The sequence below is a fragment of the Streptomyces sp. NBC_01431 genome, assembly GCF_036231355.1.
GTDB lineage: Bacteria > Actinomycetota > Actinomycetes > Streptomycetales > Streptomycetaceae > Streptomyces.
In genome coordinates this window covers 5,125,312-5,148,016 of sequence record NZ_CP109496.1, presented here as the reverse complement: position 1 = coordinate 5,148,016, position 22,705 = coordinate 5,125,312, and the positions used below count along the sequence as shown (strand labels likewise).

At 67.8% G+C, this 22,705-nt stretch carries 21 protein-coding genes; 8 read left to right on the top strand and 13 right to left on the bottom strand.

All coding sequences use genetic code 11. The features are described from left to right. Positions 1-83 precede the first annotated feature (83 nt). Complete coding sequence (locus tag OG522_RS23625) at positions 84-1,466, top strand: MFS transporter (protein WP_329464993.1); 1,383 nt, start codon at positions 84-86, stop codon at positions 1,464-1,466. 102 nt (positions 1,467-1,568) lie between these two features. Here OG522_RS23625 and OG522_RS23620 read toward each other — a convergent pair whose 3' ends face one another. Genes OG522_RS23620 through OG522_RS23610 form a run of 3 tightly spaced genes read right to left on the bottom strand, consistent with a single transcriptional unit; the run spans position 1,569 to position 4,077 of the window. Beyond that, positions 1,569-3,056, bottom strand: a complete 1,488-nt coding sequence (locus OG522_RS23620; RefSeq protein WP_329464992.1) for a sodium:solute symporter family protein — start codon at positions 3,054-3,056, stop codon at positions 1,569-1,571. Beyond that, positions 3,049-3,288: a DUF3311 domain-containing protein gene (locus OG522_RS23615; protein WP_329464991.1), complete on the bottom strand. Its 240-nt coding sequence runs from the start codon at positions 3,286-3,288 to the stop codon at positions 3,049-3,051. The genes OG522_RS23620 and OG522_RS23615 overlap by 8 nt, the downstream gene beginning before the upstream one ends. Before the next feature lie 9 nt (positions 3,289-3,297). Further along, the gene (locus tag OG522_RS23610) at positions 3,298-4,077 is read right to left on the bottom strand and encodes a class E sortase (protein ID WP_329464990.1); all 780 of its coding nucleotides are present in this window, start codon (positions 4,075-4,077) and stop codon (positions 3,298-3,300) included. A gap of 116 nt (positions 4,078-4,193) precedes the next feature. Here OG522_RS23610 and OG522_RS23605 point away from each other — a divergent pair, with 116 nt between their 5' ends. Together OG522_RS23605 and OG522_RS23600 are read left to right on the top strand one after the other, a co-directional pair. Then, positions 4,194-5,207 (top strand): SEC-C domain-containing protein, encoded by a 1,014-nt coding sequence (locus OG522_RS23605; protein ID WP_329464989.1) that lies wholly within the window; start codon positions 4,194-4,196, stop codon positions 5,205-5,207. A gap of 52 nt (positions 5,208-5,259) precedes the next feature. Then, positions 5,260-6,222, top strand: a complete 963-nt coding sequence (locus OG522_RS23600; protein ID WP_329464988.1) for a NaeI family type II restriction endonuclease — start codon at positions 5,260-5,262, stop codon at positions 6,220-6,222. Between the two features lie 60 nt (positions 6,223-6,282). Here OG522_RS23600 and OG522_RS23595 read toward each other — a convergent pair whose 3' ends face one another. Continuing rightward, on the bottom strand, positions 6,283-6,771 hold the full coding sequence (locus tag OG522_RS23595) for a hypothetical protein (RefSeq protein ID WP_329464987.1): 489 nt from the start codon (positions 6,769-6,771) through the stop codon (positions 6,283-6,285). A gap of 546 nt (positions 6,772-7,317) precedes the next feature. Between OG522_RS23595 and OG522_RS23590 the strand changes: the two genes are divergently transcribed. Further along, positions 7,318-7,770, top strand: coding sequence for a very short patch repair endonuclease (locus OG522_RS23590; RefSeq protein ID WP_329464986.1), 453 nt, complete (start codon positions 7,318-7,320; stop codon positions 7,768-7,770). A gap of 4 nt (positions 7,771-7,774) precedes the next feature. On the opposite strand, the gene OG522_RS23585 is transcribed toward OG522_RS23590, so the two are convergent. The 4 genes from OG522_RS23585 to OG522_RS23570 form a co-directional block, all read right to left on the bottom strand. Continuing rightward, positions 7,775-8,833, bottom strand: a complete 1,059-nt coding sequence (locus OG522_RS23585) for a DNA cytosine methyltransferase (protein ID WP_329464985.1) — start codon at positions 8,831-8,833, stop codon at positions 7,775-7,777. 174 nt (positions 8,834-9,007) lie between these two features. After that, positions 9,008-10,843 carry a DEAD/DEAH box helicase gene (locus tag OG522_RS23580; RefSeq protein ID WP_329464984.1) on the bottom strand — a complete coding sequence of 612 codons (1,836 nt, stop codon included), beginning with the start codon at positions 10,841-10,843 and terminating at the stop codon, positions 9,008-9,010. A 6-nt stretch (positions 10,844-10,849) separates the two neighbouring features. Further along, positions 10,850-12,259 carry a transcriptional regulator gene (locus tag OG522_RS23575; protein WP_329464983.1) on the bottom strand — a complete coding sequence of 470 codons (1,410 nt, stop codon included), beginning with the start codon at positions 12,257-12,259 and terminating at the stop codon, positions 10,850-10,852. A 74-nt stretch (positions 12,260-12,333) separates the two neighbouring features. Next, positions 12,334-13,023: a hypothetical protein gene (locus OG522_RS23570; RefSeq protein WP_329467707.1), complete on the bottom strand. Its 690-nt coding sequence runs from the start codon at positions 13,021-13,023 to the stop codon at positions 12,334-12,336. A 796-nt stretch (positions 13,024-13,819) separates the two neighbouring features. Here OG522_RS23570 and OG522_RS23565 point away from each other — a divergent pair. The 3 genes from OG522_RS23565 (at position 13,820) to OG522_RS23555 (ending at position 15,529) form a co-directional block, all read left to right on the top strand. Beyond that, entirely contained in the window at positions 13,820-14,527 is a 708-nt protein-coding gene (locus tag OG522_RS23565) for a hypothetical protein (RefSeq protein WP_329464982.1), read from the top strand. A gap of 233 nt (positions 14,528-14,760) precedes the next feature. Further along, positions 14,761-15,054 carry a hypothetical protein gene (locus OG522_RS23560; protein WP_329464981.1) on the top strand — a complete coding sequence of 98 codons (294 nt, stop codon included), beginning with the start codon at positions 14,761-14,763 and terminating at the stop codon, positions 15,052-15,054. A gap of 172 nt (positions 15,055-15,226) precedes the next feature. Next, positions 15,227-15,529: a hypothetical protein gene (locus OG522_RS23555; protein WP_329464980.1), complete on the top strand. Its 303-nt coding sequence runs from the start codon at positions 15,227-15,229 to the stop codon at positions 15,527-15,529. Positions 15,530-15,954: 425 nt separating this feature from the next. Here the strand turns inward: OG522_RS23555 and OG522_RS23550 are convergent, their stop codons facing one another. Further along, positions 15,955-17,301, bottom strand: a complete 1,347-nt coding sequence (locus tag OG522_RS23550; protein ID WP_329464979.1) for a DUF445 domain-containing protein — start codon at positions 17,299-17,301, stop codon at positions 15,955-15,957. A gap of 260 nt (positions 17,302-17,561) precedes the next feature. Between OG522_RS23550 and OG522_RS23545 the strand changes: the two genes are divergently transcribed. Further along, positions 17,562-18,815 carry a GDSL-type esterase/lipase family protein gene (locus OG522_RS23545; protein WP_329464978.1) on the top strand — a complete coding sequence of 418 codons (1,254 nt, stop codon included), beginning with the start codon at positions 17,562-17,564 and terminating at the stop codon, positions 18,813-18,815. Positions 18,816-19,170: 355 nt separating this feature from the next. Here OG522_RS23545 and OG522_RS23540 read toward each other — a convergent pair whose 3' ends face one another. The 4 genes from OG522_RS23540 to OG522_RS23525 form a co-directional block, all read right to left on the bottom strand. Continuing rightward, positions 19,171-19,821 carry a DUF1707 SHOCT-like domain-containing protein gene (locus OG522_RS23540; protein ID WP_329467706.1) on the bottom strand — a complete coding sequence of 217 codons (651 nt, stop codon included), beginning with the start codon at positions 19,819-19,821 and terminating at the stop codon, positions 19,171-19,173. A 43-nt stretch (positions 19,822-19,864) separates the two neighbouring features. Beyond that, on the bottom strand, positions 19,865-20,824 hold the full coding sequence (locus OG522_RS23535) for an ABC transporter ATP-binding protein (protein ID WP_329464977.1): 960 nt from the start codon (positions 20,822-20,824) through the stop codon (positions 19,865-19,867). Between the two features lie 3 nt (positions 20,825-20,827). Beyond that, positions 20,828-21,628: an ABC transporter permease gene (locus tag OG522_RS23530; protein ID WP_329467705.1), complete on the bottom strand. Its 801-nt coding sequence runs from the start codon at positions 21,626-21,628 to the stop codon at positions 20,828-20,830. A gap of 220 nt (positions 21,629-21,848) precedes the next feature. Continuing rightward, positions 21,849-22,649: an ABC transporter permease gene (locus tag OG522_RS23525; RefSeq protein WP_329464976.1), complete on the bottom strand. Its 801-nt coding sequence runs from the start codon at positions 22,647-22,649 to the stop codon at positions 21,849-21,851. Positions 22,650-22,705: the final 56 nt, after the last annotated feature.

The window sequence follows — 22,705 nt, the reverse complement described above, 5'->3', positions numbered from 1 at the left end:
CAACAAGCCACACGTCGCGCCCACCGCGACCTTCCTCGCCCACCCCCGCCCCTGACCTCCCGCCGATTCCCCCGAGGGACGCCATGACGCAGGCAGCACGCACCACCGGCACGACCCAGCCCCCGCAGGCGACCGCGTCGGGCGGCGCCCGGCCCGGCGCCACCCTTGCCGTCACCAGCGCCGCCACCGCCGTGGCGCTGATGAACTACACGGCCCCGATGCTGACGCTGCCCGGCATGACCGCGTCGTTCCACACCGCGCTCTCCGCCCAGGCCTGGCTGCTCAACGGCGCCCCGCTCGGTCTCGCCGCACTGCTCCTCATCGCGGGCAGCCTCGCCGACGACCACGGCCGCCGCCGGGTCTTCCTGATTGGCACCCTCGCCCTCGGCATCACCATGGCGCTGGGCGCGCTGGCTCCCACCACACTGGCCTTCACCCTCGCCCGGATCGCGCAAGGCATGGCCTCGGCCGCCATCCTCGCGAGCAGTCTCGGCCTGCTGGTCGCCGCCTTCCCTGTGGGCGCCGCACGCATCCGGGCCACCGGAGTGTGGGGCGCCTTCGTCAGCGCGGGCATCGCCGTCGGCCCCCTCCTCGCCGGCGGCCTGGCCACCTTCAACTGGCGCCTGGTGTACGCCGTTCTGGCCGTACCCGCGCTGATCACCGGGGGATTCGCGCTGCGCGCCCTGTCGGAGTCCCGCTCGCCTCGCGGCGGCCGCCCCGACGTACCGGCGGCGGTCACCCTGGGCCTCGCGTTCACCGCCCTGATCGGCGCGCTGACCCTGGGCCGCGACGGCTGGCTGCGCCCGCCGGTGCTCGCCCTGCTGCTGGCCGCGGCCGCTCTCACGACCGCCTTCGTCGTCGTGGAGCGCCGCGCGGCCACCCCCATGATCGATCTGGCGCTCTTCCGCCGCGCGGAGTTCCTGGCCTCCTCGGCGGGCGCCCTGTTCACCGGCCTCGCCGTCATCGGCTTCTTCAGCTATCTGCCCGCCCTGCTGGCCCAGTTGCTCGGCACCTCACCGATGAACGCGGCCTGGCTGTTCGTCCTGTGGTCGGGCACCGCGTTCGTGGTGGCGCTCCAGGCCAGGCGCCTCGGCGGCCGAATCGCCGCCCGCCACCAACTCGCCATCGGCTTCGCCCTGCACGCGGCCGGGGTCCTGGCGATGCTGGGCGCCCTCGCCTCCGGCCCGCTGCCGCGCCTGGTACCCGGCCTGCTGGTCGCGGGCACAGGCAGCGGCCTGCTCAACGCCGCGCTCCCCCGCCTCGCCGTCGAATCGGTCCCGCCGGAGCGGGCGGCGATGGGCTCGGGCGCCAACAACACGGCCCGCTACATCGGTTCGTCGGCGGGCGTCGCCCTGACGATCGCCCTGGCTCCGGCAGGACCGGACACGGTGATCGTGGTGTCGGCGGCCCTCGCGGTGGTGGCCGGGGCCCTGACGCTGACCCTGCGCTCACGCCGCGAGGTATAGCGCCACGCGACTGAGGCAGCGGCTCGGCCGCCGCCGGACTCACACCCGTACGCACTCTTCCCCGGCGGCGCCATGCGCGCACTCCTCACGGACCACCCGCACTCACCCCCGCACGCGCTCCTCGTGAATGGGATCGCGGGCCAGCATGTCGTCGGCCACCACTACCCCCTTGGGCCCTACGTATGAAACCGCCACCGCCACAAGGAGGTTGACGCCGAGGGCGATGACCCCGGCGTTGACCCCCCACACGGGGTCACGGTCGCTGAACACGAACCAGCACACCATCGCGACCCCCACGGCCAGCCCGGCGAGCCCGCCCGTCAAGGTCACCCTCCGCCACACCAGGCCGAGCAGCAGCATCGGCAGGAGCTGCGCCATCCCTTCGTACGAGATGAGGGAGAGGCGTACGAGCGTGTTGGGCACGGTGTACGTCATGAGCAGGGCGAGCGCCCCCGCGACGACCACGACGACCTGCGACGCCGCCTTCTGCCGCTCCCGCAGCCGGGGCACGAGCGAGAGCACGCTGCGCCCCCACATGGTGCCGATGACCAGCATGAACACGGCCATCGGAACAATGGAGGAGAGAGCCGCCGCCACCCCGACGACCCCCACGGTCCACGCGGGCAGCGAGTCCACGACCAGCCTGAAGAGCGCCAGGTTGGAATCGGCGCCGGCCAGCCCCGGCACGACGAACAGCGCCGCCATCCCGAGCAGCATCGGCACGAAGAGCAGCACGTTGTACGCGGGCAGCAGCATGGCGTTGCGCCGCAGGACGTCGGCGTTGCGGGCGCCGAGGTATCCGGCGACGGTGGTCGGGAAGATGACGATGGTGAGGGAGTTGAGCACGGAGGTGGTGGCGAACCACGCCTGCCCGAAGGCCCCGCCGTGCCCCGGCAGCGTGACCCAGTCCCGCTTCTCACTGACCACCCGGTCGAGGAAGTCCCCGTACCCGCCGAAGTAGTGCTGGGGCACATAGATCGCGAGGAAGGCCAGGGTGGCGATGACGAGCACGTCCTTGAGTACGGACACCCAGGCGCTGCCGCGCAGCCCGCTGACGACGACGAAGCCGGTGGTGACCGCGAAAGCAATGAAATAGCCCCAGTTGAGCGAGAGCGCACCGTAGGAGATGGTCGAGACGACGACGCCCATGCCGGTGATCTGCAACTGGATGTACGGCAGCAGGAAGACGGTCGCGAGGAGCGCGACGAGCGCTCCGACCCAGGGCCGCCCATAGCGGTGGGCCACCATGTCGGTGATCCCCACAAGTCCGTGCCGCCGCGCGTGGGCCCACAACATGGGCCCGACCACATAGCCCACCGCGTAGCCGCACGACAGATAGGCGACCACATAGAGCACGGGAGCGCCGTAGTTGTAGCCCCAGCCCGCGGCGCCCAGGTAGCTGAAGCTGGTGTAGCTCTCGCCCGCCATCAGCACCCAGATGAACACGGTCCCAAGGCTCCGACCGCCGACGGACCATTCGGTGAGCCCGCCGCCCGCGCCCGCACGGCCGCGTACGGCCAGGAGCCCGAGAACAACGGTGGCCACCATGAAGACAGCGAAAATAGTGGTGGCGACAGCGGCGTCACTCATCGCGCGCCCCCAGCGCTTCCCCGCCCCGCGCGTCTTGTCGCTGCCTGAGCCGCTGGTCCCCTCGCCAGGTCATCCAGATGGCGAGGGGAGTGAACAGTGTCGCGATGAGCAGCCACAGGAACAGGAACGGCAGCCCGAACACGACGGGCCGCACCCGGTTCACGAGGGGCAGCGCCCCCAGATACAGAACGTAGGGCACCCCCAGCCAGAGCACATGAATTCGACGACGCATCCCCGAACGCTAACGCGGTCGGCTCTGCGTCAACTTGCCCCACACGACCAGCCGGTAGGTGGAGGTGAACTCCGGCGTGCAGGTAGTGAGGGTGATGTAGCGCCCAGGCGTGCTGTACCCGTACGAGGGCTTGACCTCACTGTGGGGCACGGCCGCTATGGTCCCGCTGTCGCCGGAGGAGGTCTGCGGCAAGGTGGAGTCAACGACGTACGTATAGACGGTGTCCCGCGTCTCGACGATCACTTGGTCCCCGGCCCTCAACTGGTTGATGTAGCGGAACGGCTCTCCGTGGGTGTTGCGATGGCCGGCGAGCGCGAAGTTCCCGGTCTGCCCCGGCTGCGCGCTCTGCACGTAGTGCCCGACGTACCCCTTGTCGAGGACCCCGGCCTTGCTGATGCCCTCGGCGATGGGCGCGGTGATCCCGATCCGCGGGATCCGGATCACGGCGTACGCCTGCTCCCAGCGGGGCGCGGCCTTCGCGGCCCCAGCCGGCTTGCCACCGGAAGCACGCGGAGTACCTGCCGGGGCGCTCCGGGCGCCGACCTGCTCGTCGGGAGGCGCCGCCGACGGCAGGGGAGTATCAGCTCCCCACTCCCGCTCCAGGGAGTGAACGGTCCGCCCGGCCTCCGCACGGGCCTCCCGGTTGGTCCACCACAGCTGGTGCGCGACGAGCAGCAGCACCACGAGCCCGAACGTCACGGCGAGCTCGGCGCCGGCCCACAACCCCCGGGCCGCCCACGCCCGCCGCCCGCGCCCGCCCCGCACCACCACCGGTATCGCTCTGCGCACGCGCGCAGGGTAGGGGCCCCGGCCGCAACTCACCAGGCCCGCGACGGAGCGGACTCGAACCGCCAGGACCGGAAGCGCCCTCCGCCGGGCCCCCGTACAGCAGTACGGTGTCCCTCATGCGCCCCGACACGCCTGCCGATCACACTGCCGAAGCCGAGCGTCTGCTGCGCACCGCGACGCAGTACCCGGAGGACCACGAGCCGCTGCTCCTACAGGCCGCGGCCCATCTGGAACTCGCCGGAGACCGCCCCCGGGCCACCACGCTCTACGACCGCCTGCTGGCCTCTCAGGTGGATCACCCCCATCTGGTGAAGGCGTTCAAGGCGGCGAACCTGTGGGAGTACGGCCACGAGCCGGAGGCCCGCGCGATCATCGACGGCATCCGCCAGGCCGCGCCGCTGGACCCGGCGGCGTGGGAGATCGTCGCGGAGACCCTGGAGTCCCACGACGAACTCGACCTGGCCCACGCCTCACTGACAACTGCGCTGACCCTGCTGGGAGTTGCGGAGGTGGCCGTCGACTCGACGGCGATCCCGTACAGCACGCAGTCCCTCCTGACCACGCGCCACCGGGTACGCCGCCTGCTCGCCCTGCCCCACGACACCTGGGACACCCTGGCCGACGAGCTGCACACCGCGCCGATCTCCCTGGACGAACTCCACGACCCGAAGCGCCTGTGGTCCCTGGGCTCGGAGGACCCGGCCGAACTCCAGGCGGAACTCGCCCGCCTGAGAGCGGAGTTGGGCAGCTACCGGGCCGCCCTGTCCCGCCCGTTCCCGGTGGCGGTCCTGCACTGGCCGGAACCGGAACTGGACGAACTCCTCAGGACGTACCCGGAGCTGCAATCCGAATACCCCACGCACGCCGCCCACTTGCTGGACATCGAAGCGTCCCTGCGCGAACTGGCGGCCACCGGCACCGCCAACCTGGGCATCGTGACAGGCACGATCCCCTCGTACGAGGCCTTCGCAGCCTCGGAGTACTCCTCCCCGTCCAACGCCGACCTCCTCCCGCAATACGCGACGACGCTGGCCGCCCGAGGCCGCGCAGTGGCGTGGCCGCCGGGCAGGGGGGCGGACTGCTGGTGCGGGTCGGGGGTCAACTATGGGGACTGTCACGGGGTCGAGTAGCGCCGCCCTGCCCCCCGCCTTAGAACGTCACCGCCTAGCGAAGGGCCGCTCGTTGCTCCCGATCGACGTATCCGCAGCAGCCAACATGCAGTCCCAGCTCCTGCTGCAGAAAGACCCTGCACTGGAAGCTGTCTACGCTCATCTCTGCGAAATCGATCCCACAGGGCAGCGCTTCGCGACAGTGCTCCGCGACACGATCGATCAGCTGCTCAACGGTGAAGTCACCGGCCGGTACGACTGGAAAACGCTCTTCAAAACCGAGAAGACCCATGCCGGCACCGTCGTCGAGATCAACCTCCAGCGCGAGTTCAAGTTCAATGATGGTACGGACATGGACTATGAGATCGCGGGCTCCGACGTCGACTGCAAGTATTCGCAGCAGTTTGGCGGCTGGATGATCCCTCCCGAGGCCGTGGGCCATCTGTGCCTGCTTGTCTGGGCGGATGACTACACGAGCCGCTGGAGCGCCGGCCTCCTCCGGATACTTCCGGAGTGGCTCAACAAGGGGAACAATCGCGACTTGAAGTTGACCGTCAAGGCCGAACACCGGAACAAAATCCTCTGGCTCTGGCACGGCGCTGAGCTACCGGAAAACGTCTTGTTGCACATGGACGAGACCGACCGCAAGGCTGTCTTCGCACACTCCTCGGGACAGGCCCGGCTGAACGAACTGTTCCGGCGGGCTCAGCAGCGACGCATCGGGCGCAATGTCGTCCGGACCCTCGCTCAGCAGAAGGACTACATGAAGCGCGTACGAGGTAACGGAGGGTCCAGATCCTCCCTCCAGCAGGAAGGCATCTTGATCATGGGCGACTACGACAGCCATAAGCGGGTTGCCGCCCAGCTCCACCTCCCCGTGCCGATGGAGGGAGAATTCGTCAGTGTCCGCGTGGCCGAAGCCAGCCTTGAGGAGGCTTCGCTCCCCAGCGTGGTCCTGGACGGACGACGCTGGATTGTGGCCAAACCGGCACACGCCCCACAAAAGGCACCTTCCCTCCCCAGCCACACTAAATAGTTTGCCCGGGGCTGCTTTGCCTGCCCGGGACAAGGCGGAAGAGGGAAGCGGGCTGCTGCCTCATCGCCCCCGCGATAACGCCGCAGCCGTGTCGTCTAACTGGGCCGATACGGGAAGATGAACGCTACCGAACACAGACGCAGGTTTCAATGCGATGTCTTTGAAATCGATCGGCGGCTGCAGGTCGGCTAAAAGTCGGCCTGTAGGGATCTTCCGCCCCTGACTCGGCCCGTTGCGATACTTCGCGTTTTCCACATGCAGACTAACGGCTGTGTTTTCAGTCCAGCAGTCCACGCGAAACAAAGCATCCGCCAGTGGGTGCACCTGAAGTTCGACCCCCCGGAACCGCAGCTCTACAACGGTATAGACCTCACGCAGGAAGCTGTAGTAAGCGTTCCCGACGCGCCAGCGCATGGCCGCCCGCGCCAAGGCATCAGAGGCACCAGCCATTACAGCCTCACGGACTTTAGCCCGCGCCGGGTCGGCGAGCATCGCACGCCCAAGATGGTCATTTTTGCAGAATTGCCGAAATTCCTGGTAAGTCGGCAAGACACCTCGTCGTTCCATGCATATGTGAAACATATGCGTAAAAGCAAAGTCCGGGTGCCAGTCCACTATCGACCGCACGGACTCGCCGTCATGTCGCCTCACGTCTCCGAGCGCGTGCTCAGTCCGCCTGCAGACGCCGGTCACGTCAGCTCTTTGCAGCCTGTAGACCGTACGCACACGATGATTGAGCACGATGGGCACCACCTCACGACGGCGCTTCTCCGACCTCCAGGCTTCATACATGTGGCGCGTCCGCGCCGACCTGCAGAACTGTCGCAGCACATCCTCCGCCGACGTCTCGCCCGCCGTCACCTGCCACCACCCGCGCTCTTGTCGTCAACCCCTGTCCAGGACAACCTAGTTGGCGGTCCTTGCTGAGCACAGCAGGCTGGGAGGGACGAGGTGTCACCTTGGGTAGTCTGGCGTGGGCTCCATGCCCCAGGCGGCTGGCCGTCCTGCTGCTGCCCCGATGTCTCATGATGGTGCTCAAGCGCACCACAGGGGCGCCTCGCAGGCTGAAGAATTCGAGGAGGTGAGTCGCCAAACATGACAGGCGAATGGAACCCGCCCCCCGGCTCATGGGCCTCCTCGGCCGGGCGGCGGCGCAACATGCAAGCGATCCGGAGCAGGGACACCAAGCCCGAGCGACTCATTCGCCGACTTGTGCATGCCCAGGGGCTTCGCTACCGAGTTTCAGCGAAACCCCTGCCGGGTCTCCGCAGGACCGCCGATATGGTTTTCCGCTCGGCAAAGGTAGCCGTCTTCATCGACGGTTGCTACTGGCACGGATGCCCGGAGCACTACGTCCCCCCGAAAACAAATTCTGGGTACTGGTCAGACAAGGTTGCTGGCAACATGAACCGGGACCGCGATACTGACGAGCAACTGCGGGCAGCCGGATGGACGGTACTTCGGTTCTGGGAACACGAATCACCTGAACAGTGCGCGGTACAAATTGCGGCCACCGTAAGCCGCTTGAAACACACGGGAAGCCTATGAACGGCTACTTTCCTTTCGCAGCCTGCGCCGCTGCTTCGAATGCCGCGTAAATCTGCTCACCAACAGCCCTTGCAACTGGCGGAGGGAAAGCATTTCCGACCTGCCGGTACGCGGCAGTCTTCCGGCCAGTAAAGTTCCACTCCTCAGGGAACCCCTGAATAATTCCAGCCTGGCGCACCGTGAGCTTGGGGCCGGCCGCCGCGAAGAGGTCGCGCTCCTTGTCCTTCATATCCTCGGGGTCGTTTGCCACCCCGAGGCCGCACACGCCGAGGTCCGCCCAGGACCGCTTCGCCCTGGTAGGCCCGAGATCGGCGCCCCCGTGCTTCTTGGAACCGCCGACCAGAGTCGGAGCCACCCCTTCGAGAGCCTTCTCGTACCAGTCCTTGAAGGCCTTCTCGGCCCGCGGATCATCAGCAACTGCGTCGAACCGCTCACGCATGGTGTCGTGCAGGGCCTCGCCCACGCTGACTTCACGGGCGGGCTCAGGCTTCGCGTGCTCAAAGTACTTGGCGTACTCAGGCTTCATCGCGACCAGGATGGCCCGGGGGCGCAGTTGAGGAACGCCGTACCTTTTCGCCTCCAGCACCTCCCAGTAGCACTGCTCGTACCCCAGGGACTCAAGTCGCTTAATGATCTCTGCGCGATAGTCAGCGAACTTGGGATCCACCAGCCCGCGAACGTTCTCGATCATTACGGCCTTCGGCTCCAGCTGATCAACAAGGTCCAGCATCGTGGGGAAGAGGTCTCGCTCATCATCACGCCCCAGCTGCTTGCCGGCCGAGGAGAAAGGCGGGCAGGGAACGCCACCAGCGAGCAAGTCCAGTTCGCCGGGCTGGAGCCCTAGCTCCTTCGAGTCGAATGCCCTGAGGTCAGCCTGGATGACCCTGCAGCCTGCCCACTCAGCCTCTTCGCTGGTGTTGGCTCTCAGCGTCTGGCATGCATCCTTGTCGATCTCGATCAGCGCTACGTGCTTGAAACCGGCCTGGTGCAGCCCAACAGCTTGCCCCCCCGCTCCAGCACAGATCTCCACCGACGAATACCTGAGCTCATTCGCGCGGACCATGTCCCCTCACTTTCCGGTCGACAACAGTGGACACTACGAGCAATCCACCATCACAGAGGGTGACAGACCCCACTGACAACGAGACCAGCCCTAGTTTGCCGCACGCCGCAACGTTCCCTGAACATGCCTTGTTGCCCAGGCGGATATCGCCACCCCTGCACGATGAGGGGCTTCTCAGCCGCGGGCGCGTGCCTTCATGTGTCCCAGCAGGGCCTGGATGTCCAGCGCATCCATGCCGCCGGCGACAGCTGGCTCCTCTTGCAGGTCGGCGAGCTGATGCACGGACGGGTCGTCCAGAATTTTCCCCATGAAAGCGACCTTTTCCTCCAGCCGCTTCGCGACTGCCTCGTCGATCGTGTCGCTTACTGCGAGGACGGTTACCCGAGTCTCCGTGTCCGGGGCGAGACCCAACCGGTGGATACGGTCCAAGCTCTGAAGGAATCTTCCAGCCATGAAGTCCCGGTCCACGTAGACAGCGTCGTGACAGACGTGGTGGAGGCTGATTCCTTCTCCCAGGGTGGCCGGGTTGGAGAGCAGTACGAGGCAATCAGGATCCTCGCGGAAGCGCCTGATCTGCTCTTCTCTGTCGGGAGTGGCGCCGTGGACCACCGCCGGCTGATAGTCGGCGAACATCCGTTCCATCGTGGTCAGACTTCGGACGAACGTCGTCCACACCAGCGTCTTGCGGCCAAGAGCGGCATTGGCCGCTACCAAGCTCAACGTCTCCGCGTACTTCGGCGACAGCTCGTACTGCGGCAGGCCATGCAGAAGCTCGTAGAGGGAGTCGCCTTGCGGTATCTCCAACGGCGGCACTCGGTATGAGAGCGCCTCATACCGGCTCGCTCCCACACTGAGGAGGGCGGGGCTGGTCGCAGCCATAAGCAAGCGCAGCAGTGCTTTTCCGAGCACGTCGAAGTCGTCGCGGGAGGCTTCGGCGCGGGCAGTAAACCTGCCCACTAGCGCGTCGTAAATCTCGCGATGAAGGGGAGGCAGCTGGACGTACCTGATCTTCGTCTCGACCGGCGGCAGTCCCAGCTCACGCTTCGTCGTCCGGGTGAACAGCGGTCGGAGCACATTGCTGGCGTAAGCCAGGTCTCCGCCCGCCACTGCACGCGTCACGACGCGCCGCCCATGGCCCGGCCAGACGAATGACAGCAGATTCTCCAGATCGCGGGCACCGTTGGGGGCTGGTGTGCCGGTGAGAATCAACCGCCTGCGGGCGAGGGGGCCCAGAGCCATACAGGCACTGCCGTACGTTCCCTGCACGCCGAGCTTCATTCTGTGCGCTTCGTCCAGGATGATCATCGAGGGAGCAGCCCTCAGCCATGAGGTGAGGGTAGGCAGCGACCGGTCCAGGCGCTCGTAGTTCACGATCAACACCTCGGTACCCACTGTGGGCCGTCTGCCCATCACTTCCGTGGGCAACGGTTCCCCGAAGCACTCCGCGGTCTCAAAGTTCCAGGTCTCGTAGGCCGCCTTCGGACTCACGACCAAGAGGCGGCTGACCTCCCCGCGCTCCCGCAGAGCCGCATAAACAGCAAGCGCAACGCGGGTCTTGCCCGCACCTGGCACGCTGAAGTTCGCACCATGGCGCATCGACAGCAGATACGCGATGTCACGTCGCTGGAATGGGGTGAGCCCCGCCCGCCATCCCGGCCCCAGGAGGGCTTCGACCTCGTCCTCGGTAACCGCAGCGCGACTGTCAGGGCCCCCGTCATGAAGTGACCGCTCGGCGCTCTCCGCATCATCGAGCACATGACCTACGAGCTCGGCTAGGGCTTCCTCCCACTCAACATCTTGCGGCGAGGGCCACGACCCCAGGGCATCGAGTCCCACCAGGAAGTCATCGAGCGCAATCTCCGTTGTCAGCAGCTCGCGCTGTCCGGTTGCCGGAAAGCGGGCGGCCAGTTGAGCAAGATCCTGCTGGTGCCCAGGGCCGACGCGGAGGACCGCCTTGGTCCGGGTCACGTCGAACCCGATGCTCAGAGACGGTTCCCCACCAGCAGTCATCAATCCTCATTCCCTCTGACGCATCGCTTCGAGCAGCCAGGCGGTGCCCTCCCCAGGCTCGGAGATACTACGAGCGCACTGCACTGCCAGCTTGCCGAGGGTGTCACGCAGTTTGATCAGTGCTTCATCGAGGGCTTCCTCATCCACGCTGCGAGACGCACGAGACATCACCAGATCCGTCACGCCCTCCTCGAGATCCTGACACGCGTCATTGATCCGGTCCGACGCAGCTTGCTTCCGCTTACGGACCCGGGCGTCCCTGCCGGCAGGCTCCAACGCGCGCTCGACTGCCTCGCGGGCCACCCGGAAGGTGGTAGTGGCAGTGGTGAGCCGGTGCGCCGTAACCCCCTCGGCCGCCCCTTCGATGGCCTTGGCCCTGAGCACAGAGTCAGTCAGCGCCTTCGCAGCCCCGACCTTGGGATCGGCCGCCGCTACCGTCCGGCCAAGGCCGGGGATCGCCACAGCTGAAGCAGCTGTAGCGGGCTTCAACTCTTCAGGAAGGCGCTTGTCGAGGTACCTCGCTTTGAAGTCTGGCTCGATGAGACGCACGTCAGTCTTGGAGAACCCGAGGAGGATCGCGGCCAGCCGGCTCTCCTTGAGGAGGTCAGCGTTCTCTCTGCTGACAGCTGACTCCTTGACGTAGCGTCGGTGCAGCTCACGCAGCTTTTCTTGGTGATCTTCAAAGTCAAGCAGCCGCAGCGCCACGTCCCCGTCCCGGCTCCGCTCGATCAGGTCGCGAAGGCACGTCAGGATCCAGAGGTCCTGCTCGCATGTAGCCGTCCTGATGCGGAAGTCCCGTGCGATGTCGGCGGGCTGCCGCCCCAGGCTGAACTGCTCATCGATGGCGAGCAGCCGGTTGACGTACGAGTACTCACGACGGTGATCTCGCCGCAGCTGGAGGGACAGTTCAACCGCATCGACGTCAGCCCAGGTGCAGGAATCGGGCAGCACACCAACCCGGATGTGCGCGACCCCCAATTCCGCGAGCGCAGCCCGGCGGGTGTTGCCGTTGACCAGGACTCCGTCGCGAGTAATGAGACCCGGATCGGTCTGCTTGAACTCCTGCAGGCTTTCGCGCAGAACTTGGTAGTCCGGGTCTTCCTTCGACGGATCGGCCGGCAACGCCTTCAGCAAATGGTGAAGGTACGCCTGGCTGCCTGTGCTCCAGGGATCCCCATCTAGCTGACGGTCCCGCACTGGGTCGTAGCTGCGCTGGGCCCTGACACGGTGCGTACCGGGGTTGTAGTAGAGGGAAGCCACCGGCATGTTGATCACTTCGACGTGGAGAGGAACACCCCGCCACTCGACAGTCAGCGTTTCCCGCGCACCAGACGCACCCCCGGTCTCCGCCAGTCGCTGGCGGACCAGCTCCTGGTTCTCCTCTGCCTGCGGAGGCCTTCCGAAGTCCTTGCTCATGTCTCTCTTTCTCAGCTCGAAGCAATGAACAGACGAGCGGGAGACCGAAGCGGCCACTCCCCGAACGGCCCCGATTAGTCAGTACCTTCCGCTTCCAGCACTTGCCGGACCTTGGCCCGGGACTCCTCCGGGAGCGACCGGTAGTCAGCCCACAGCCGCTCCACCGTGCTAAACGGCCGCCGGTCGTCGGCGATCCAGCCGGCCAGAACGCGCCGCTCAAGCCGGCCGAGTTGGCGTACGTGGGCAAGGAGTTCGGCAGGGTCAGCGGTGAGCTGACGACCTCCGACTCGACACCGATTGCACTCGGTTACCAGCTCCACCTTCAGCGCACCATCGGGCTGACGTACCTGCCGACGTGCGATATCCAACTGCGCGAACTCGTAGGTGCCGGCATAGGTCTGGCCGCCTGAGATGCCACAGGACCTGCAGAAGTTGCCGTCCTTGGTCATGATGTCGCGGCGCTGCGTTGCTGTGATCGGCACAGCCGATTTGGTACGCCCCTTGCCCGGCTCCCACACCGGCTCCCCTTGCCGGACAAAGCGCTGCTCAAAGGGCTCCAGGGTGACGTCCTCGCGGTTGGTGTCGATCTGCCACCCATGATCTCGCAGATCACGCATCCGGCGGTCAATCTGCGAGACCCCCGGAAAGGCCTGCCGCAGTTCATCCTTCGTGAAGACGCTTCCCTCACCGATGACGGTAACAAGCCAGAGACCGGCTCGTTTCATGGTGCCAAATTTTTCGTCCGTCCATGACGGCAACACCATGACAGCCACCTTCCAGAACAGCGCCAGAACATAGATCGCAGACACCCTAGGGCTTCCCCTATTCATCACCACGCCAGGCAATCTCTGCAACTCCACATCGCCAAATACTGTTCACCGATCTGCGAACACGGAACTATTGACTATCCGAGAGCGCCCTGTAGTGGCAGCGATGCGGCGCCTTCCAGTGGCACGGAATACGGATATATCGGGGCAGAGCATCCCGCATATTCGATCCTCGCCGCCCGCCCGCTCTGCCGACCGGCAACTTCGCACGACTCTCCGCCGCCGAGCTGGCCGCGACTCCGTGAACAGTGAATCTGCTGCGCGAACTGGCGTTCCTGCGGAGAAGCGGACTACAGGAGTGCACCGGCGGCCGTCTTGTCGGCGACCGGCAAGCTCCTGCCCCACATCGGCGACGGGACGGCCGCCGACAAGTTCACCCCTAAAAGGAGCACAAATCGGCCACTTCCCGTCCTCTGTTTCAGCCATGCACGCTATGCCGCCGTGGAGATACGGCGGCATAGCACGACAAAGAACAACGGAGGCAAGGATTCCACTTCCTCGCTGCAGCTATATACCACACGAGAAAGAACCGTAACAGGAGACGCGGCGAATCCACTGATCTCATACATCCGAACAGGAATGAGTTGACTTTCCCGATCAGGCAGCAGCTTAATGATCACGACAGGGCACGAAAAGGATGCCCCCGGGCACCCCACGCATCGTGACACCCGTGACATGTAACGCAAAGCAGACGGCAGAGCGGCCTGCTCTGCCTACAAGGAATAGAGGTCCAATGCCCCTCCGAGGGAAGATATCTGCCGATTTCTGCGATAATCTCTCACCTGAAGAGCGCGAATGCGCTCTCATGATCCGGACGTTATGCGAGCGAGCCCTTGAGGCATTCCGCAGCCACCGCGCCATTGCCAGCGAGGTTCCGACAGCCCCCTCAGCGCTGTCGTCCTATCTCCACGGCCAGGTCGTACCGACAGAGTCGGTGCTTGCACGCCTCCGGGACATCGCAGTCGCCTGCCGCACCGGAGATGAGGGGGGCCTGCCCTCTTTGGAGCACCTGCTGGAGGCCCGACGGGCAGCCTTGGTGTCGAAACAGGGGCTGGGAAGCGACGCCGTGCGTCTCCAACTGGCCCGCCTCCAGACGGCACGACGCCGCCAGAGAGGTACGTCCTCCGCGCCACCAAGTGGCAGCGCCCGGACGGCCACTCCTGCGGCTGATGACGCCATCCGGTATCTGAAGGCCGGGAGGGAAAGCGACGCTTTCTCCTTGTTCTGGCATATCGGTCAGACACATACACCGGCAGAGATCCGGGACGTGGTGGCTGCTTACACCGTTGCTCACGAGACGGAAGCGGCTGATGCCGTCCTGGCGAGTGCCTCAGAACGGGGCTCGGAAGACATCCTCCGGATCATCGCTTCCCTCCTGGAAGCACAGCGCCACGGTGACGCCGCCGCGCTGGTGGCGGCTGCCATCCAGCGCATCAACTGACGTGCCCGGCCACACCGACACAGCAACCGCCCCTGCGCGGGCAGTTCAAGGACCGTCAACACGCCGCGCCAGAGGTGGCCAAACGCCCCACTCACGTCACGCAGCAGGCGCCCCGCCGATGTCTGCTGTGTGGTCCTGGGCAAAGAGTGACCCGCTGCTCCGAGGTTTCCAGACGCACAGAGCAGCGGGTACCGCGCCCGTATTTCCAACCGCATGCACAGAGGGAGGACGCTATGACCAAGAATGACACGCCGCAGGAGAACACCGTCCCCGAGGAACACGCGCCGACGGTCGTACCGCCGGCCCGCCCGGAGCGTCGCCATCCGCCCGCCCTGCCTGTGAGGGTTCTGGAGCCCAACTCGCTGAGTACCGCATTTCCGCAGTACGCCTCGACGCCCGGAGCCAGTGCGCTCAGCTACGCCATCATCTCGGGCCGGGCGCCGCACGACCCCCACCACCTGTGGGCGCTGGTTGTTCTGTGCATCGCCGCTATGGTCTGGGGAACCTGGAACCGGCGCCACCAGTAGCGTCACCTACGAAGTCGCGTGGCGCGCCAGGTGCCTTCTACCTGTCAGACACCCGGCAGCGGGCCCAGCCCTGCCACCGGACTCAAAGGCACCCCACGCGCCCAGACCCCCCGCCAACCGGCCCCACCCTCGCCCGCTAGCCTCAAGGAAACCGCACTTCAGGAGGCAAACCATGGCGAAGGTTCCCGCGACTGCGATTGCTGCCGGCGGGCTCATCGGGGGGTATGGGGTGGCCCGGTGGACCAAGAAGCGGCCGCTCGGTGGGGTCGCGCTGGCTGCGGCCGGGGCGCTCGCCGCGAAGCAGTGGCAGCAGGCCGCCGGGACCAAGGCGGCCATCGGGCTCAGCGCCGCCTACGTCGCCGCCTTCGCCGGGTCGCATCCGCTGGCCAAGAAGGTCGGCGCCTGGCCCTCCGTGTTCGGCGTGGCCGGAGCCGTCGCCGTGGCCTCCTGGGCCGTCACCCGCAACGCCCGCTAAGCAGGTCCCTGTGGGGGCGGGCCGAGAAATTTCCTGGGTCGTTGAGCAGGCGGCTGCTCGCGTCCGTACATAGGGGCAACTCCCCGCAGTGGTCGGGCGCATGGCCGTACGGCAGGGACAGGGAATTCGGTCGTGCGCCCGGCGGGAGTAACCGCCTTGTTGATAGAGGAGTACGCAGGGTGGGGCTCGCACCCCGCCGGAGAGCGGCCTCCGAAGGCGCCCGCCTTGCGCCCAGCGCCCGCCCCTCGGGACTCCGCCCTTTCAGCCCGCCCGGCGAGGGCCCCTCAGCCTCCCAGCACGTGCCGCGCGGAAACCCCTCACCCGCAGCGGCACCCGGCGAGGGCGGCTCCCCAGCGGCACCCTGCGAGCCCGCAGCGCACCCGGCCGGGGCCTCTCACCCGCCCCGCACGCCCCGCGAGGGCCCCTCACCCGCCCAGCGCGTGCGACACCGCGTAGATCAGCAAACCCGCCATCGCACCCACCACCGTTCCGTTGATCCTGATGAACTGCAGGTCGCGGCCGATGTTCGCCTCGATCTTGCGCGAGGTGTCGTTCGCGTCCCATGACGCCACCGTGTCCGTGATCAGGGACGTGATCTCGGTGCGGTATGTCGAGACCACGTATGCCGCCGCGTCCTCCAGCCAGCCGTCCAGTTTCGACTGGAGGCGGGGGTCCGTGGACAGGCGGGTGCCCAAGGACAGCAGGGACGCCCGCGCGCGCAGGCGCAGCTCGCTGTGTTCGTCCTCCGCCGCCGCGATGATCATTCCCCGGACGGAGGCCCACGCCGAGGCGATGATGTCCTGGACCTCGGGGCGCGCCAGTATCTCCGACTTGAAGCGTTCCACCCTGGTGCGGGTCTCAGTGTCCGACTGGAGGTCGGCCGCGAAGTCGGCCAGGAAGCGGTCCAGGGCGCCGCGCGCCGGATGCATCGGCATGTCGCGCATCTCGGTCACGAAGCGCAGCAGCTCCTTGTAGACGCGCTCGCCGACCTTGCGGTCCACGAAGCGCGGGGTCCAGCCCGGGGCCCCGCCCTGCACCGCGTCCATCACCGAGTCACCGTGCAGCACCAGCCAGTCGTGGGCCCGTACGCAGACCAGGTCGACCGCCTTGCGGTGGCTGCCGTCGGCGACGATCTTCTCCAGTGCCTTGCCCACGCCGGGCCCGATCTCCGCCGCGTCCGCCCGGCGCGTGATGGCCTCACCCACCACCGCCTGGACGTCGGAGTCCCTGAGCACCGTCAGGGCCCCGCGCAGGGCCGTGGCCAGCTCCGACGTCACCCGGTCGGCGTGTTCGGGCTCGGCAAGCCAGGTGCCGAGGCGGCGGCCGATACCGAGGGCCTGGAGCCGGGTGCGGACCACCGCCGTGGACAGGAAGTTCTCCCCCACGAAGGAGCCGAGCGTGGCACCGAACTGGTCCTTCTTGTTCTGGATGATCGCCGTGTGCGGGATCGGCAGGCCCAGCGGGCGGCGGAACAGGGCCGTCACCGCGAACCAGTCGGCCAGCGCGCCCACCATGCCCGCCTCGGCCGCCGCCGCCACGTATCCGGCCCAGGCCCCCGCGCCCGACCGGTCCGCCCAGGTGGCCAGCGCGAACACGACCGCGACGAAGAGCAGCAGGCCCGTGGCGGTCGCCTTCATGCGGCGCACGCCCCTGCGCTTCTCCTCGTCCGCCGCCGTATAGGCGAAGGGAGAGGACAGCGGCCGACGCGCTGCCGCCTCCGCCACCACCCCGGCCTCCGCCTCCGCCTCGGCCCCTGTTCTCGTACGGTCCATTCGCTCCACCTGTCCGCGCGTGTCCGTGCCCGCCCCGATCAGTCTCGATCAGTCTCGTACGGCATCAGTCTCGTACGGCCTCGATCGGTTCCGTACGCAATTGTTCTGCCTGCCCCTCCGCCTCGCCCGAAGCGGCCACCTCACATCACGTGCCATCCCCCTCTACTGAAGTACTCATGGCGTGCCCGATGAGTTCCCCTGGGCCCCGCCCGCCACCCGTTCGCGTGGCCCCGCCGGCTCGCGCTCCGTACATTCGGATCATGTCCATGCGGACGTACCGGACGCTCCGGACCCTCCGGTCGCACGCGGAGCGCGTGGCGCTGCTCGCGGTGGTGACGCTGCTCGCCGTCGCCCTCTGCGTCGTGGCCGGGCCCGTGCGGGCCGGGGCCGGCGCCGGTGACGACGGCGGCGCCTGGGCCGGGACCTGGTACTCCGCCCCCGTCGGCGTCGAGCCCGGGGCCGCGTCGGCCCGGACCGTACGCAATGTCGTGCACACCTCGCTCGGCGGGAAGCGGGCCCGCGTCACCCTTTCCAATCTGTTCGGGGACGTGCCGCTCGACCTCCGCCACGCCACGATCGCCACCGCCGCCGACCCCGGCCGGACCATGCGGACGCTGACCTTCAGCGGGCGCGCTCGGACCTCCATACCCGCTGGCGGGCAGACCGTCAGCGACCCCTTGGCCTTCGAGGTGCCCGCCGCATCCGATCTCTACGTGACCGTGTACGCCGCCGGGCCCGCGTCCTGGCATCCCGGCGCGCAGCAGACCTCGTACGTCGCGCCGGGCGAGGTCGACCGGGCCGCCGATCCCGGGGAGTTCGCGCAGCCGACCCGGTTCTGGCAGTACGTCACCGCCGTCGATGTGCAGGGGCCCGGCGCGGCGTCCGGCAGCGTCGTCGTGTTCGGCGACTCGATAACCGACGGGGTCGGTTCCACCCCGGATGCCAACCGCCGCTGGACCGACGTCCTGGCCGGGCGGCTCAAGGGACAGCGCGCCGAACTCGCGCGGGGCGGGGCGGCGCCCAGGGCCGTGCTGAACGCCGGGATCAGCGGGAACGCGCTGCTCGGGCGGCCCGGCTGGATCTCCGGACCGAGCGGGCTCGACCGTTTTCAGCGCGACGCGCTCGGGCGGGCGGGGGTGCGGACGGTCATCGTGGAACTCGGCATCAACGACCTGCTCAGCGACGAGCGGCGGGACGCGTCCGCGCTCCTGGCCGGAATGCGGGAGCTGGTACGGCTGGGGCACGCGCGGGGAGTGACCGTGCTGGGCACCACGCTCGGTCCGTGCGGAGGGCTGCCTGCCTGCACGGCGGCGGTGCAGGGGATTCGCGGGGAGGTCAACTCCGCGATTCGGGGTGGCGAGGTTTACGACGGGGTCATCGACATAGATCGCGCGCTTCGGGATCCCTATGCGCCGATGACCCTGCGGGGGCCGTACGACTGCGGGGACCGGCTGCATCCCGGGGACGCGGGGTATCGCGCCATCGGGAGGGCGGTGGATTTGGGAGCGTTGTAAAGGGAGGGCCGGGTGCCTGTACGGCCTGGTATCGGTGCGGGTGCCGGTCCGGTCCGGGTGAGCCGGTCCAGGTGTGCCGGTCCGGGTGTGCCGGTCCAGTCCGGGTGTGCCGGTCCAGTCCGGGTGTGCCGGTCCAGTCCGGGTGTGCCGGTGCGGTCCGGGTGAGTCGGTGCGGTCCGGGTGTGCCGGTCCAGTCCGGGTGAGTCGGTGCGGGCCCGGGTGAGTCGGTGCGAGCCCGGGTGAGTCGGTGCGGGCCCGGGTGAGTCGGTGCGGGCCCGGGTGAGTCGGTGCGGGCCCGGGTGAGTCGGTGTCGGTACGAGCCCCGGTCCGCGTGAGCGGGTGCGCTTACGGCCGCTCAGTCCAGTTGCTTGCGCTCCTTCTTCTCCAGCCTCAGCCGCTCCTTCTGTGCCTTCCGCATCTTTCGGTCCACCCCGATCCCGCCCATCAGCGCGTACGCCACGATCGTGACGTTCGGGGAGCCCGGGGTGCCTTCGCCGGTGGCCTTGTTGCCGTCAACGCCGCCCATGATGCCGAATCCCTTGACGCGGACGTTCAGTTCGGGCGGTACGGTCACGCCGATGCCGCCCATGATCGTGAAGAGGCGGAGCACCGTCTCGCGGTCCTCGAAGCGGGCCTCGCGCAGGTCGACGTGGCCACCGCCCCACATCGCGAACGCGGTGAACTTCCGCGCCACCGTCCAGGTGCCCTTGCGGGAGAAGCCGCTCCAGAGGGCGAACCCGCCCTTGGAGGTGGGCTGGTGGCCGATCCGGGAGGGCCAGTGGACGTCGGTTTCGTCCTCGGGGCGCCTGGCCACGGGCGCAACCGGTGCCACCACGCTGCCAGGAGCGGGAAGATCGCGGACGAGCGGCTCCAACTCCCCATGCGTACGCGCCTTGTACGCGGCTTCCAGGCGATGCTCGAACTCGTCCATGTCGAGTCGGCCCTCCGCCATCGCGTCCCGCAGCGACTCGGCGACCCGCTCCCGCTCCGCGTCCGAAGCCCGCATCTCCGGCAGCCCACCCGTTGGTTCACTCGTCATGTGGCAAAGACTAGTGAAGGCCGCGATCGTCGTACATTCGCGCGATGACGGCCTCGATGTCCGGCTCCCGGACCGACAGGTCCACCAGCGGGTACGCCTGCGCGATGTGCGCGACGAGCGGCGCGGCGGACGCGGAAGCCGGGAAGGCGAGCCACTGGCGGGGGCCCTCGACCTTGACCACGCGGGCGCCTTCGGCCTCCACGGGCGGGAGTTCGTGCGCCAGGTCCACCACCAGGGTGCGTTCGCTCTCGCCCGCCTCGTGCAGTCCGGCGAGCGCTCCGTCGTACATCAGGCGTCCGTGGTCGATCACCATCACGCGTCGGCAGAGCTGCTCGATGTCGGTCAGGTCGTGCGTGGTGAGCAGGACGGTCGTGGCGCGCTCCGCGTTCAGGTCGCGCAGGAACTGCCGGACCTTCGCCTTGCTGATGACGTCGAGGCCGATCGTCGGCTCGTCCAGGTACAGGACGTCCGGATCGTGCAGCAGCGCCGCCGCGATGTCGCCGCGCATGCGCTGGCCGAGCGAGAGTTGACGTACCGGCACATCCAACAGGCTTGCCAGATCGAGGAGTTCGACGCAGCGGTCCAGGTTCTCGCGGAAGCGCTTGTCGGGGATGCGGTACATGCGGTGGGCCAGCCGGTAGGAGTCGTACAGCGGCAAGTCCCACCACAGGGTGGTGCGTTGGCCGAAGACGACGCCGATGCGCTGGGCCATTTTCGTACGCTCACGGGAGGGGTCGAGGCCCGCGACGCGCAGGCGGCCGCCGCTCGGAGTGAGGATGCCCGTCAGCATCTTGATGGTGGTGGACTTTCCGGCACCGTTGGGGCCGATGTAGCCGACCATCTCGCCGCGCGGCACCGTGAAGCTGATCCCGTCGACGGCCCTGACCTGACGTTTCTCCCGGCGGAACCGGCCGGTCCTGCGGCGTACGTCGAAGACCTTCTCGACGCCGTCGACTTCGATGAGGTCCATCGGTCAACTCCCCGTGCTGCGGTACGAACGGATTCCCGCCCGCCAGGCGAGGCCGGACAGCGCGAGGCAGCCGGCCGCGACCAGCGGCGGTGTGAGGGCGAGCCAGCCGGGCAGATCCAGCGGATAGGGCCGGCCGAGCACATAGAGGGCGGGCAGCCAGTTGACGAAGGCCAGCGGCAGGACGAAGGTGGCGCTCCACACCATGTCCTTGGCGAACACCGTCGGTGGGTACTGGAGCAGGGTCTGGCCGCCGTAGGTGAAGGCGTTCTGCACCTCGGCGGCGTCCTGCGCCCGGAACTGGAAGGCCGCGCCCGCCACGAACACCGCGGCGAAGATCGCGGACCCGCTCAGCAGCATCACCGGCACCAGCAGCACCTTCAGTACCGTCCAGTGCAGGTCCAGGGCCACCAGTGAACCGGCCAGGACCAGGACGCCCTGGAGCAGCCGCCCCAGGCGCTGCATTCCGAACCGGTCGGCGGCGACCTGGGCGAGGACCGGTGCCGGGCGCACGAGCAGGGTGTCGAGCGTGCCGTCGCGGACCCGCGCGCCCAGCTTGTCGATGGAGCCCATCACCGCGTTTGCGAACCCGAAAGCGGTGGTGGAGGTGCCGTACAGGAACGCCACTTCGGCGAACGAGTACCCGCCGAGCGAGCGGACCTGCGAGAACATCAGCGCGATCACGACGAAGTCGAACGCGGTCACCAGGAAGTTGCCGGTCAGCATCATCAAGAACGACGCCCGGTAGGCGAGGGTGGAACGGATCCACATGGCGGCCACCAGACGGTACGCGGCAAAGCCGCCCAGCGTGGGCGCCCGCTCGTCGAACCCCTCGGCACCGTGGAGCGGCGCCCGCCCGTTGTCGTCCTCGGCACCGTGTCGCGAAGCCCGCCCCCCGAGCCCCCGGGCACCGTCGAGCAAGGCCTGCCCGTTGTCGCCCGCAGCACCATCGAGCGACACGCGCCCGTCGATGCCCCCGGCCCCGTCAAGCGACGCCCGCCCGCCAAGGCCCTGGTCGTCGTGGAGTTCAGCCACCCTGCACCACCACCCTCCGTACCGCCGCGGACTGGAGCAGCCGACCGGCGCCCAACAGCACTGTCGCCCAGCCGAGTTGGAATCCATACGCGCCGAGCAGGCCCCAGCCCTGGTGCCGGCCCATCAGGACGTCCGCCGGGATCTGGAGCAGCGAGGACCACGGCAGTACCCGGGCCACCTCGCCGAGCAGGCCGGGGAAGGCGGTCAGCGGCAGCAGCATCCCGGAGAAGAACATGCCTGCGATGGACACCAGCGAGGTGACGCCCGCCCCGTCGAGCAGCCAGAACGCGCTGAGCGCCACCAGGAAGCGCAGCGCGAAGCTCACCACCACCCCGAACAGGACCGCGACCAGGAACGCCAGCCAGGTCAGCGGGTTCGCGGGCAGCGCGAGGTCGAAGACGAGCGCGCCGAACGCGAGGGGGACGATGCCGCGCCCCAGGAAGTGGAACAGGGCCCGGCCCAGATCGGCGGACAGCCACCACAGCTGGAGGTCGGCCGGACGGTAGAGGTCGATCGCGATGTCACCCGTACGGATGCGTTCCACGAACTCGTCCGCGAAGCCACCGCCGAACAGGCTGACCGTCATGAGCATGGCCTGGCTGATCCACACATAGGTCAGCGCCTGGGACTGGTCGTAGCCACCCAGGTGGGGGCGCTCGTTCCACAGCGCTATATAGGTGTACGCCACGATGACGCCGAAGACAGTGTTGGTGAAAACCCCTGCCGCGGTGGCGACCCGGTACGTCGTATAGCGCCGGAACCCACCCGCGGCCACGACCCCGTACAACCGCACGCCCGCCCCCTCACCGCTCCATAGGCCAAAGCGCTGGAGCCTAGTCCAGCTCCGCG

Excerpts from the sequence above, each read along its gene's own strand:
- OG522_RS23620 (WP_329464992.1), bottom strand. The coding sequence starts at position 3,056 with ATGAGTGACGCCGCTGTCGCCACCACTATTTTCGCTGTCTTCATGGTG.
- OG522_RS23590 (WP_329464986.1), top strand. The coding sequence starts at position 7,318 with ATGACAGGCGAATGGAACCCGCCCCCCGGCTCATGGGCCTCCTCGGCC.
- OG522_RS23625 (WP_329464993.1), top strand. The coding sequence starts at position 84 with ATGACGCAGGCAGCACGCACCACCGGCACGACCCAGCCCCCGCAGGCG.
- OG522_RS23535 (WP_329464977.1), bottom strand. The coding sequence starts at position 20,824 with ATGGACCTCATCGAAGTCGACGGCGTCGAGAAGGTCTTCGACGTACGC.
- OG522_RS23575 (WP_329464983.1), bottom strand. The coding sequence starts at position 12,259 with ATGAGCAAGGACTTCGGAAGGCCTCCGCAGGCAGAGGAGAACCAGGAG.
- OG522_RS23605 (WP_329464989.1), top strand. The coding sequence starts at position 4,194 with ATGCGCCCCGACACGCCTGCCGATCACACTGCCGAAGCCGAGCGTCTG.
- OG522_RS23570 (WP_329467707.1), bottom strand. The coding sequence starts at position 13,023 with ATGGTGTTGCCGTCATGGACGGACGAAAAATTTGGCACCATGAAACGA.
- OG522_RS23580 (WP_329464984.1), bottom strand. The coding sequence starts at position 10,843 with ATGACTGCTGGTGGGGAACCGTCTCTGAGCATCGGGTTCGACGTGACC.
- OG522_RS23555 (WP_329464980.1), top strand. The coding sequence starts at position 15,227 with ATGGCGAAGGTTCCCGCGACTGCGATTGCTGCCGGCGGGCTCATCGGG.
- OG522_RS23615 (WP_329464991.1), bottom strand. The coding sequence starts at position 3,288 with ATGCGTCGTCGAATTCATGTGCTCTGGCTGGGGGTGCCCTACGTTCTG.
- OG522_RS23560 (WP_329464981.1), top strand. The coding sequence starts at position 14,761 with ATGACCAAGAATGACACGCCGCAGGAGAACACCGTCCCCGAGGAACAC.
- OG522_RS23545 (WP_329464978.1), top strand. The coding sequence starts at position 17,562 with ATGTCCATGCGGACGTACCGGACGCTCCGGACCCTCCGGTCGCACGCG.
- OG522_RS23565 (WP_329464982.1), top strand. The coding sequence starts at position 13,820 with ATGCCCCTCCGAGGGAAGATATCTGCCGATTTCTGCGATAATCTCTCA.
- OG522_RS23585 (WP_329464985.1), bottom strand. The coding sequence starts at position 8,833 with ATGGTCCGCGCGAATGAGCTCAGGTATTCGTCGGTGGAGATCTGTGCT.
- OG522_RS23540 (WP_329467706.1), bottom strand. The coding sequence starts at position 19,821 with ATGCGGGCTTCGGACGCGGAGCGGGAGCGGGTCGCCGAGTCGCTGCGG.
- OG522_RS23550 (WP_329464979.1), bottom strand. The coding sequence starts at position 17,301 with ATGGACCGTACGAGAACAGGGGCCGAGGCGGAGGCGGAGGCCGGGGTG.